Origin of the sequence: Kistimonas scapharcae (assembly GCF_039540975.1) — a bacterium.
GTDB classification, from domain to species: Bacteria; Pseudomonadota; Gammaproteobacteria; order Pseudomonadales; family Endozoicomonadaceae; genus Kistimonas; species Kistimonas scapharcae.
In genome coordinates, this window is sequence record NZ_BAABFL010000457.1 from 1 (window position 1) to 11,053 (window position 11,053).

Sequence of the window (11,053 nt, forward strand, 5' to 3'; positions counted from 1 at the left end):
GATGGTAGTGTGGGGTCTCCCCATGTGAGAGTAGGTCATCGCCAGGCTTTAATGAGAAAACCCTGATCAGGCAACTGGTCAGGTTTTTTTCTTTGGGGTCGTAAAACTTTTTAGCTCACTTCTCATTGCTTTTGCATCATTGAATCTAAATTCTGTAGTTTAAAATCGAAATAATTTTGTACCCCGTGTTGGACATAGGGTTGACTAAATTCAGTCACGTTCTCCATTGGTGGAACGTAATAATTCAGCCCAACTTATATCAATCGCTTTTTCAAGCTGCAGTTTAATCCTCTGTGATCTGTTCTGTATTGTCTGGAGAAATTGGTAGGTTTCCTTCGTAGATCGGTTTGTGTAGTGGTCAACAATTCCCGGACAATAAGTTAAGCCGATTCTCAGCCAAGGCAGGCGGTAGTCCACCATTATGATGATGTGGTCGCCACCAGTTGTAATAATCCATCAGATAATAACTGATATCCCGTTTCGCCTGCTCCCGGGTTGGGTAGCCTGACGCCGGAATCCATTCAGTTTTCAGACTCCTGAATAAACGCTCCATCGGGGCATTATCCCAGCAGTTACCAAGGCGACTCATACTCTGTCTCATGCGATAGCGCCATAACCGTTGCCTGAAGATACGACTGGCATACTGGCTGCCTTGATCTGAGTGGAACAGCAGGCCTGAAGGCTTACCACGATGCGCATAAGCCATATCCAGTGCAGTGAAGCATCCGGTCGTTCGGACATGGCCCAACCGACAACCCGGCGACTGTATAAATCCAACACTGTCGCCAGATAGCTCCACTTGCAGCCTGTCCAGATATACGTGATATCACCGCACCACGCCTGGTCGGGAGCTATCACATCAAATACCCGATTCAGACGGTTTGAATGTCCAATCGCTCTACTGTTGCCACCTTATAGTTGGGTGAGCCCGGCTGTTTGCACACCAATGCGGCCTCTTTCATTAACTGACGCACTTTATAGCGTCCGATGATATGTCCTTGTTCACGCATCATCAGTGTCAGTGTTCTGCTGCCAGCAGAAGAACGACTTGCAGTAAAGAGCCGGTTGACCTCACTTCGAAGATGCAGGCGTTCAACATCTATGGGCTGTTTTCGACGTAAATGGTCATAAAAGCAAGATGGGGCAATATCAAATACTGAGCAGGCCAGTTCCACCGTTTCCTGCTCCCTCAATTGGCTGATCAGCTCGTACGTTCGAGTTCGTCCGACATTAAGAGAGCGGTGGCCTTTTTTAATATGGCTTTCTCCCGTTCCAGCCGGTTCACACGAGCCTCCAGCTCCTGAATGCGTTTCTGCTCAGGTGTCAGAGCCTTGCCGGGAGGCGTGCAGCCTGAACGCTCCTGTTGCAGCTGTTTAACCCAGCGTCTGAGCACTGTTTCAACGACTTGCTTCTGGTATGGAATAGTCCTGATCGAGTACCAGGCTGGCGGCTTCAAGTTTGAATTCTGCCGTAAAGGAATGACGCTTTCTGGTCATTGGACACCTCTTTTATGGCGGTGACTTTACCACCTAAAAAGGTGTCCGGGATCATTAAACCATTACAATATCCAGTGTTCCAGATCGTAGACAGTTATAACGGAGTTAGAAAAAACGGCTGGTTTTACTCCTTCATGGCACTGGTTTCATGAAATTTAACTGCGAAATTTAGGTTGATGTTTCATTTAATAAATCACAGCTGGCTGGTTAAGACATTTCGGGTTTTACACAGCTTTTGTTTGATGCAAGCAAATCCAGAATCCCCTAAAAGCTCTGAACGCAGAATGCTCAGGGTTTATGGAAAGGAAAAAAACTGAATCCGGATACAAATATCAAGAATTCAAAATAAGGGAGTGCTGAACACTCCCCAAAAGACAAATTAACGAAACGCGGGGGAATAGAGGACTGGCTGGTTCGCCCTAGCTTGGATCGCAAACCTGAATTGTCGCTTCTTGCCTTCAAAGACAGGGTTATACCAGTAGGCTGTGTATTCCGCGAATTCCCCTTCATCTTCCAACATCTGGATAGCAATATCATAGCCATTGTCATCGACTGGTATCTCATTGACGACAAGAGGTGCCCATTCCTTGCCATTCTCGCTGCTTTCAATGCTGATCAAGGGTTTATGCAGGTTAATTAAACCAGGGCCCACATCTTGCCATTTGAAGGCCCAGTGGCCTTCTTCATTGCTATAGGCGTGCTTGTATTCAGGTGCAGTCAGTACTGAACGTATGGATTCATTTGGCTCAACAGCATCAGGCACAAATTGTCGGGTCTTCAGTGTGTATTCTTGGGTGTCTGGCAGATCACGGACGTTATCTGAACCCTGAAGGAGGCTATCCACAAGATTAACTGCATGCCCGGTTATGACAGGCTGGGTATATTTGCCATAGATAGTATGTCCGCCTTCGTAATACTGGATGGCATATTCTTCAGGTGTCGTCATGTACCCGGTATAACCATTGGCAAGACTCGATACCATGACGTGACGGATAGACTGGCCATGATTTTTATAGATGTCCCGAACGCCGTCTTCTATCCGCTTGCCAGATTCGGCAGTGATTTCATAGGGCAGTGGGATGATTGCCATATCGCCAATCTGGAAGGCCTGGAACAGGACGGTTCTTGGGAATGAATCTTTGGGTTCCAGAATTCTCTGTAGCGAATCAAAACCGAGTATACGACGCTCTCCATTACAGTTATTGGTAAAGAATGTGCGGCGTGATCCCTGCTTGAAGAATGGAAGGTATCCGATAACCGGTGACGTGTGTTCAAAGGGAGCGGCAGCGAGAGTATTACCAGCAGCCGCTTCCTCGCAGATACTGACGTCACCATAGGTATTATTATTCCTGATATCCAGCTCACGGGTCGCTGTACGGAGAGACAGGGTATCAGAGAGTTCAGTATCCAGTGATTGGAACAAATTCCAGGCGTGTTTGGCGATACCTTTACCGACACGACGCGATTCAATTTGCCCCAGCATTTCCAGGCGGGATGCGGGTGCCATATCGCCGTGGGTACCTTCAAATGCGCCAAAGACGACAGCTTGTTCTGTGTCATACGCCTTTTCGATGGCCCACTTTACATCGTTTTGAATATAAGCCCAGATATCTGCATTGAAGAAAGGATCACGCTCAGGCACCCCTGTACCGTGTATAGAGAAGCTGGCAAAAGCGCCGGCAGGCTTGTAGGTGCCATCTTCCTGTTGTGTATCGATACGGACCATATAAAGCGCAGGATTGATGGCATGGAAGGCGTCACTGGCCGTGTTGGCAAGATTCTCTGTTGTGTCGTTATTCAGATACGGTTCCAGTGAACGGTTTCTGGTCCATCCCCACACATCGGTACGTCCGGTAGCGATTTTGGCAGGTTGTTGTGACTCATAAGCTTCAATGATCGCTGTTGAGAGTTGTTTAACTAGGAAATCAAAGTAGATCGGGTCAAAGCCATCCTTGTGGGATGCATGTTTGTTATAGAAAGCACTGCCAAGGTATTGGCCGGGGCCGGAATGCGTATGTGTGGCCGTTATGGCGAGGTTACCAGCATCAATATCGGTCTTCTGGGCGACGACTTCTGCCACTTTACCCTGAAGAATGCGTGAACCTGCCAGCAGATCGGTTTGCACGATGGCCAGTGCATTACCTTCAGCATCTTTCAGGTAGAAGGCACGTGCCGCCAGTCGATTACGGAATCCTTCTCCGGTCGTTGACCACATGGAGTAGCCAGCACGGGGGAGTCCAGGAGGAGGTGTGATATCGGCATGAGCGACACCTGCAGTCAGCTGCCCGGTTGAAGACTTCTGCTGGGCTTCGGTATAAGCGACACGGTATGTTTCAGTATTGGCGCAGCCGGAGATGAATAAGACGGTAAAAAGCAGTGCGGGCAAATGCCGACGCAGTCGTACGAATCCTGTCATGACATGTCCAGTCTTATTATTGTTGTACTTTGGCGCTACTTTATAGCAGTCATGGCGGTGTTCCAATAACACTATCGCCATCAGAAATAGGCATATTAGCCAGTGTATCGCGTGTGAGGCAGAGAAATCCGATCATGGCAGGAGTCCTTTTCATACCATGACGCGGTGTATGTAATCGGGTTGCTCTTTCTTGTGCTGACTAGGCCAGTTGGCAGAGAGGGATCTGTCCGGGCTGCGCAGCCCGCGGACCCAGCCAACGATAGATCTCGGTCTGTTCTGGAGGACAGGAGGCACAACCCTTGTTACAGCCCAGTGTCTCCTTGCAGACGCGGCCTTTTCTTACCCAGTGGGACAGCATGCCCCGGAGAGCGTCCGGGCTGCTTTTGAAGTGCTTGGCCAGATCAGCCAGGCTGACCTGGCCCTGTTCGGCTAGGTAGTTTTTCAGTGGTATCAACATTATGAGCTACAGCAACTCTTACCAGAGGTGACTGTTACCGGCACTTTGTTGTCCATCTCGATACTGCCGAACCGGCGCAGACCAATGATGACTGCGATGAACACTGCCAGCATACCAGCGATCCAGCTGGTCGCGCTGACAGGGTTCTGGGTCCAGATTGACGCTTGGTAGTACAACGTGGCCGCGAGGTAGCCCATGAAGAACGTCCATGAGCCGATGAATACGGTCCAGCGCATGTTGGTTTCCCGATAGATCGCGCCGAGCGCTGCGACACAAGGGGTATACAGGAGAATCAGTAGCAGATAGGCGATAGCCGCCGCCTTGGTAGCGAACAGCTGTTGCATAACGCTCAGGTTGGTCGCGGCCATGCCCTGTTCTTCGGCCACGGCACCACTATCAGAGATGACGCCAATCTCGATACCCAGGGGATCAGACAGGCTGTCGCCAATGGCGGCCAGGTTTTCAGGAATCGTCGCCAGGGCCTCTTTAACACCGCCCAAGAGGCTATATTCATCAACCGCATCTGCCGATGAAAAACCTGCCAACTGGCTGTACATGGCATCCAGGGTGCCAACAACGGCTTCTTTTGCAAAGATACCCGTGAAGATACCCACTGCCGCCGGCCAGTTCTCTTTCGTCATACCCATTGGTGAGAACACGGGCGTAATCGTACGGCCCACTTCACTCAGTACTGACTTATCCGTGTTTTCATTTCCGAAGGTGCCATCCGTACCCATGGAGTTCAGAACACCCAGTACGGTGACAACGATAACGATGATTTTACCCGCACCGAGAATGAAGACTTTCAGGCGATCCCAGGTGCGCAGCAGTACCTGCTTGGCTAGAGGGCGATGATAGTCCGGCAACTCCATGATGAACGGGCTGGTTTCACCGGGCAGCAGGGTGCGCTTCATGATGACAGCGGTCATAACGGCCACGGCAATACCGATCAGATACAGCGCAAATACCACATTCTGGCCATTATAGGGGAAGAACGCGGCAGCAAAGAGGACGTAGACCGGCAGTCGCGCACCACAGGACATGAACGGCGCCATCATGATCGACAACATACGGTCCCGGGGATTCTCCATGGTACGTGCGCCCATGATGGAAGGTACGTTACAGCCGAAGCCGACCAGCAGGGAGACAAACGACTTACCCGGCAGTCCAATGGCATTCATGGCACGGTCGATAACGAATGCCGCCCGGGCCATGTAACCGGAATCCTCCAGAACGGACAGGAACAGAAACAGGCAGGCAATGACCGGAATGAAGGTGGAGACAGTTTGAATACCGGCGCCAACACCATCTGCCAGCAGGGTGATCAGAAAATCCGGGGCACCCATGTTGGTCAGCACATAACGACCGCCATCAACCAATACGGTACCGGTGAAGATATCAAAGAAATCAATGAAGGCACTGCCCACCTGGATGGTGAACAGGAACATGAGGTACATCACGCCCAGGAAGATGGGCAGTCCCAACATGCGGTTCAGAACGATGGCATCAATTTTCGCGCTGATGGTTTTTGACAGGCTGCCTCGACGTTCAAGCACCTGTGCGGTGATGTTACTGATGAACTGATAGCGGGCATCTGCGATCAGGATATCGGCATCTTCGCTGCAGGTTTCTTCCAGTGCTGTGCGACGGCAGTTAACCGTACACAGCATCTCGCTGTCGAGCCACTGTTCCAGGTCGCTGTCGCCTTCCAGCAGCTTCAGGGCCAACCATTCGGGTTCAACACGGTTTTGTGTGGCTATCGGTGCCAGTTGCTCTGCCAGCTGGCTAATCGCCAATTGTAAATCTTCCGACGGCACGGTGTTGTGTTGCACGGTCGCCGCAGGGTTTTTAATCGTTCGGTTGATGACTTCCTGAAGCTCTTCGATCCCTTTGCTGCGGCTGGCCACGACCGGTACCACCGGGCAGCCCAGCAGGCGCTCCAGCTTTTCAACATCCAGCTCCATGCCTTTGTCTTTCAGCATGTCCATCATATTGAGGACAACCACGACCGGCTGCTTCATTTCCATCAACTGTGTGGTGAGGTAAAGGTTACGCTCGAAGTTGGAGGCATCGACGATGTTGATAATCAGGTCGGCATGGCCGGCGAGTACGTAATCGCGGGCAATGCGTTCGTCGAGGGATACATCTTCGCTGATGACATCCAGAGAATAGGTACCGGGCAGATCCACCAGAGTAATGTGCTTGCCGTGGAACTGGTATTCACCGGTTTTCTTTTCCACAGTCACGCCAGGCCAGTTACCCACGCGCTGGCGAGCGCCGGTCATGGCGTTGAATAGGCTTGTTTTTCCCGCGTTCGGGTTGCCGACGACAGCGACGGTAAAGGAGTCAGACATCTTACTGGGATACCTCGACAATACGTGCTTCTTCACGACGCAGGCTCAACTGGAAGCCGCGCAGCTCCAGCTCAATGGGGTCGCCCAGTGGGGCAACGCGGCACACCTTGAACGTGGTGCCGGGTGTCATGCCCATGGTGAGTAGCTTGCGCCGGTAGGTACGATGGTTGGAGGCAAAACCAGTGATGGTTCCGCTGTCTCCGACGGTCAGGTCGCCCAGTGTCAAAGCCATAAAATGGTGATCCTCCCGCAGTGGCTGACCCCTTCAGGAATCAGAGCGAATTGCGAATGTAGTAACAATTAAGAATCATTATCAATTTTAGTAAAAAAATAGCATTGATCGTAATCAATATCGGATAATTGGTGGTGTTTTGATCAATGAATTGCTGTTTTGTACATCTAATCCCATTTGCCCGGGCTTTGGCATCGGTGTATGCCGATGTTTTGTAGGGTTATGTACTTTATGGTTCGTTGCAAAAATGCTTAATGGCAGAGTGGGTGACTATAAAAAGCCCTCCACTTGCCAGGGCTATTGAGCAAGCCTCTGTAGCATTCCGTAATGCTGTAGTAAGTATGGGTAAAGTGACTCTGTGTGACGGGATTACTAGAAAAAGAACCCCGTGTTTTTATCAGATAAACCAATCATCCAGTGATATTACATGGCCAGAATGCGGGAGACCCTGAGCTGTTCCGTCTGTAGTGCTGGCTGTTGTTGGATGACGTCATGTAGAGGGAGACTGCAGACGAGCTGATGCTGAAGGGCAACCATGGTACCGCTTTCACCTCTGCGCAGCTGCTCAATGGCATATACCCCCAGTCGTCCGGCCAATACCCGGTCAGCACAGCTGGGGGAGCCGCCGCGCTGAATATGGCCCAGTATAGAGACGCGAATATCAAAATCAGGCAGACGTCTTGCGGTAATGCTGGCTAGTTCGGCAATTCCACCGTTCTGATGGCCTTCTGCGACAATGACAATACCTGCATCTCCCGCCATATCGCAGCTGGCAAAGCGTTCGATAATGTCATCGACAGGTTGGTAGTGTTCAGGTACCAGAATGGCGGAGCAACCTGCCGCGATACCAGCATTCAGTGCAATAAAGCCTGAATTCCGTCCCATAACTTCAATAAAAAACAGTCGATTGTGGGACGCTGCGGTGTCATGGATTTTATCGATGGCTTCCACGACGGTATTAGTAGCGGTGTCATAGCCAATACAGGCATCGGTGCCAAAGATGTCATTATCGATTGTCGCCGGAATACCGATGACTGCGACAGGGTATTCCTGTTCCAGCAGGGCTGCGCCGGTTAGCGATCCGTCACCACCAATGACTACCAGTGCATCAATGCCGGACTGCTGTAGATTTTGCCATGCCTGGGCACGTCCTTCCTGGGTACGGAAGGCCTGGCAGCGGGCAGATTTTAACAGTGTGCCACCACGGCACAGGCTGTGTATGAGTGAATGACTGTCTAGAGATGTGAACCAGCCATTGATTAGCCCCTGGTAGCCTGCCTTGATCCCGGTGACAGAGATGTTGTAGTGCTCACAGGCGCAGACAACAGCACGAATGGCGGCATTCATGCCAGGTGCATCGCCACCGGACGTGAGGAGGCCAATATGTTTGATCGGGCGTTCCATGACTGTCTGCTTGACTCCATAAAGATCCATTTGGGCAGGGTTGTACCGGTCATTGCCGGGCTTAAAAGCATGTCGGCCTGATACTGTGATAGTGAAGGTCAGTTATGCTGTGAGAAATATCTCACGTACGAATGGGGCGTTGTCGGCTATTGTCAAATTTACGGCAGGGTTACATTAACCCTGCAAGGATGGCGAACGCACAGGGCAGTGTGGCGCATGGAAGCGTACAAACAATGATCGTCAGAACCCCGGTTTCGGGGTTTTGTCGTTTTTAGAGAGTGTGTTTTCGTCCAGCCCATCAGCCTATACTCTTTCCAGATCGCAGTAGCTTCTTCCCCGTTCCCTGGTTGGAAAAGCCATGACACATGCGCATATTGATAGCCGCAATCGTCTGATCATTGCCTTCCTGCTTACCGCTGGCTTTATGTTTGTGGAAGTGGCTGGCGGCCTGATATCCGGATCGCTGGCGTTGCTGGCAGATGCTGGGCACATGCTGACGGATGCAGCATCGTTATTTCTGGCACTGATTGCACTGCGTTACAGCGAACGCAAACCTGATGCACGCCGAACCTTTGGTTACCACCGAACGACGACACTGGCCGCATTTCTCAATGCACTGTCCTTGTTTGTGATTGTGGCATTCATTGTGGTTGAAGCCTGTAAACGTCTCTGGCATCCGGCGCCGGTACTGAGTGGTACGATGCTTGTGGTGGCGACCATTGGGCTGGTGGTGAATGTTGTCGCCTTCGCCATATTGCACGGTGGGGATCGCCATAACCTCAACATGCGGGGAGCCGCTTTGCATGTTATGGGTGATCTGCTGGGATCCCTGGCAGCCATTATTGCGGCATTGGTGATCATGCTAACCGGATGGACACCGATTGATCCGATCTTATCCGTCGTAGTATCCGGCCTGATACTACGCAGCGCCTGGGTATTGCTGCGGCAGGCGGCACATATTCTGATGGAAGGAGCGCCTGAGCATCTGGTCGCGGAAGAAGTGCGTCTGGCAATCGTAGAGCGGGTGCCTCAAGCGCTGGATGTGCATCATGTGCATATCTGGGCATTATCACCGGAAAGAATTCTGATGACCCTGCATGTCAAAACCACGGAACTGGCCAGTAACGGCAAAACATTGAAAGCCATCAATGATGTACTGCGCGAACGATTCGGTGTTGATCATGCCACCATTCAACTGGAGCAGGATTACTGTACGGATTCAGAGCCCCCTCTGGAAAGTCAAAGCGATCTGGCACATGATCATCGTCATTAAATTTCTGGAAAGTACAAATTTTGTACCAATAATAATTGACCCCTGACGTTTGATGAGGACAATGTGCGCCCTGCAATACTCAATTGTCTTTTTCGCATTTTTTCTTGTTCATAACTGTATCTGGCAGTGAATGAGTAAAGGGGGTGGCCACACGCAAGTGGCTTGTTGTCCAACGGGAGTTAGCAGGAAGCAGAAGGATTATAAATGACCTTCTTCAAACATATTCTGGCGCCAATTGTCTTCGCCTTCAGCCTGAGTGGCGGTGTAGCAGCAGAGAACGTTGTGCATGTGTACAACTGGAGCGACTACATCGCCAACGATACGATTGCCAATTTTGAGAAAGAAACCGGTATCAAAGTCGTCTATGACGTGTTTGACAGTAACGAAGTGCTTGAAGCCAAGCTGCTGTCCGGTCGTAGTGGTTATGACATCGTTGCCCCTACCAGCGAGTTCCTGGCTCGCCAGATAAAAGCCGGTGTTTTCCTGCCGCTGGATAAAGCCAGCCTGCCTAACTGGAAACACCTGAACACGGATATGCTCAACCGTCTGCAGGAGCATGATCCCAAGAATACCCATGCAATGCCCTATATGTGGGGAACGACTGGTATCGGTTATAACCCGGATAAGGTGAAAAAGGTCCTGGGTGCTGATGCACCGGTGGATAGCTGGGCTCTGGTGATGGAGCCGGAGAACATGAAGAAGCTGGCCCAGTGTGGCGTTGCATTCCTTGATTCGCCGACAGAAATGTTGCCGGCGGCGCTGTCCTATCTGGGACTGGATCCGAACACCCAGCGTTCCGACGATTATCGCAAGGCGGAGGAGACGCTGCTGAAAGTGCGTCCCCACGTGCGTTACTTCCATTCTTCCCGTTATATTTCCGATCTGGCCAATGGTGAAATCTGTGTTGCTGTTGGCTGGTCCGGAGATGTCTTCCAGGCGGCTGATCGCGCCGATGATGCTGGCAATGGCGTGAATATCCGTTATTCGATCCCGAAAGAAGGGGCCGGCGTCTGGTTTGATATGCTGGCCATTCCTAAGGATGCGGCAAATGCTGAAAACGCCCACCGGTTTCTTGATTACCTGATGAAGCCGAAGGTCATTGCCGCGATTTCCGACTATGTGGCGTACGCCAATCCCAATGATGCCGCGACGCCGTTGCTTGATCCTGCTATCCGCAACAACCCCGGCATTTATCCGGATGCCGATACCATGGCCAATCTATATACCTTCCGGGAAGTGTCGCCGGCGTTGAACCGAACGATAACCCGAAGTTGGAACCGGATTAAATCGGGGCGGTAGTCGCCTGTCGGATGCCCGGTCTCCTTTCGTCCCCCTGAGTCACCATGTCCAGCCCGTATAAGGGCTGGCGGGGAACTTTTCCCTGTCATGGTCGTCTTTAGAGAGACGAATCCGGCCATCCG

Annotated in this window: 7 protein-coding genes and 1 pseudogene; 2 read left to right on the top strand and 6 right to left on the bottom strand. The window is 51.4% G+C overall.

Going from position 1 to position 11,053, the window contains the following annotated elements; genetic code table 11:
* Nucleotides 1–358: 358 nt before the first annotated feature.
* From ABD892_RS20545 to pfkA, 6 genes and pseudogenes are all read right to left on the bottom strand, one after another.
* Nucleotides 359–1,496 (bottom strand): annotated as a pseudogene (locus ABD892_RS20545) (IS3 family transposase).
* Between the two features lie 379 nt (nucleotides 1,497–1,875).
* Complete coding sequence (locus tag ABD892_RS20550) at nucleotides 1,876–3,912, bottom strand: neutral/alkaline non-lysosomal ceramidase N-terminal domain-containing protein (RefSeq protein WP_345197983.1); 2,037 nt, start codon at nucleotides 3,910–3,912, stop codon at nucleotides 1,876–1,878.
* Between the two features lie 199 nt (nucleotides 3,913–4,111).
* Nucleotides 4,112–4,369, bottom strand: coding sequence for a FeoC-like transcriptional regulator (locus ABD892_RS20555; RefSeq protein WP_345197984.1), 258 nt, complete (start codon nucleotides 4,367–4,369; stop codon nucleotides 4,112–4,114).
* Nucleotides 4,369–6,723, bottom strand: a complete 2,355-nt coding sequence (gene feoB / locus ABD892_RS20560) for a Fe(2+) transporter permease subunit FeoB (protein ID WP_345197985.1) — start codon at nucleotides 6,721–6,723, stop codon at nucleotides 4,369–4,371. The genes ABD892_RS20555 and feoB overlap by 1 nt, the downstream gene beginning before the upstream one ends.
* A gap of 1 nt (nucleotide 6,724) precedes the next feature.
* Nucleotides 6,725–6,955 carry a FeoA family protein gene (locus ABD892_RS20565; protein ID WP_211827632.1) on the bottom strand — a complete coding sequence of 77 codons (231 nt, stop codon included), beginning with the start codon at nucleotides 6,953–6,955 and terminating at the stop codon, nucleotides 6,725–6,727.
* 423 nt (nucleotides 6,956–7,378) lie between these two features.
* Entirely contained in the window at nucleotides 7,379–8,359 is a 981-nt protein-coding gene (gene pfkA, locus ABD892_RS20570; protein WP_345197986.1) for a 6-phosphofructokinase, read from the bottom strand.
* A 358-nt stretch (nucleotides 8,360–8,717) separates the two neighbouring features.
* Here pfkA and ABD892_RS20575 point away from each other — a divergent pair, with 358 nt between their 5' ends.
* Together ABD892_RS20575 and ABD892_RS20580 are read left to right on the top strand one after the other, a co-directional pair.
* On the top strand, nucleotides 8,718–9,632 hold the full coding sequence (locus ABD892_RS20575; protein WP_345197988.1) for a cation diffusion facilitator family transporter: 915 nt from the start codon (nucleotides 8,718–8,720) through the stop codon (nucleotides 9,630–9,632).
* Between the two features lie 204 nt (nucleotides 9,633–9,836).
* A complete protein-coding gene (locus ABD892_RS20580) occupies nucleotides 9,837–10,931 on the top strand; it encodes an extracellular solute-binding protein (RefSeq protein WP_345197989.1) in 1,095 nt (364 codons plus the stop codon).
* Nucleotides 10,932–11,053: the final 122 nt, after the last annotated feature.

Excerpts from the sequence above, each read along its gene's own strand:
- feoB (WP_345197985.1), bottom strand. The coding sequence starts at position 6,723 with ATGTCTGACTCCTTTACCGTCGCTGTCGTCGGCAACCCGAACGCGGGA.
- ABD892_RS20575 (WP_345197988.1), top strand. The coding sequence starts at position 8,718 with ATGACACATGCGCATATTGATAGCCGCAATCGTCTGATCATTGCCTTC.
- ABD892_RS20555 (WP_345197984.1), bottom strand. The coding sequence starts at position 4,369 with ATGTTGATACCACTGAAAAACTACCTAGCCGAACAGGGCCAGGTCAGC.
- pfkA (WP_345197986.1), bottom strand. The coding sequence starts at position 8,359 with ATGGAACGCCCGATCAAACATATTGGCCTCCTCACGTCCGGTGGCGAT.
- ABD892_RS20550 (WP_345197983.1), bottom strand. The coding sequence starts at position 3,912 with ATGACAGGATTCGTACGACTGCGTCGGCATTTGCCCGCACTGCTTTTT.
- ABD892_RS20580 (WP_345197989.1), top strand. The coding sequence starts at position 9,837 with ATGACCTTCTTCAAACATATTCTGGCGCCAATTGTCTTCGCCTTCAGC.
- ABD892_RS20565 (WP_211827632.1), bottom strand. The coding sequence starts at position 6,955 with ATGGCTTTGACACTGGGCGACCTGACCGTCGGAGACAGCGGAACCATC.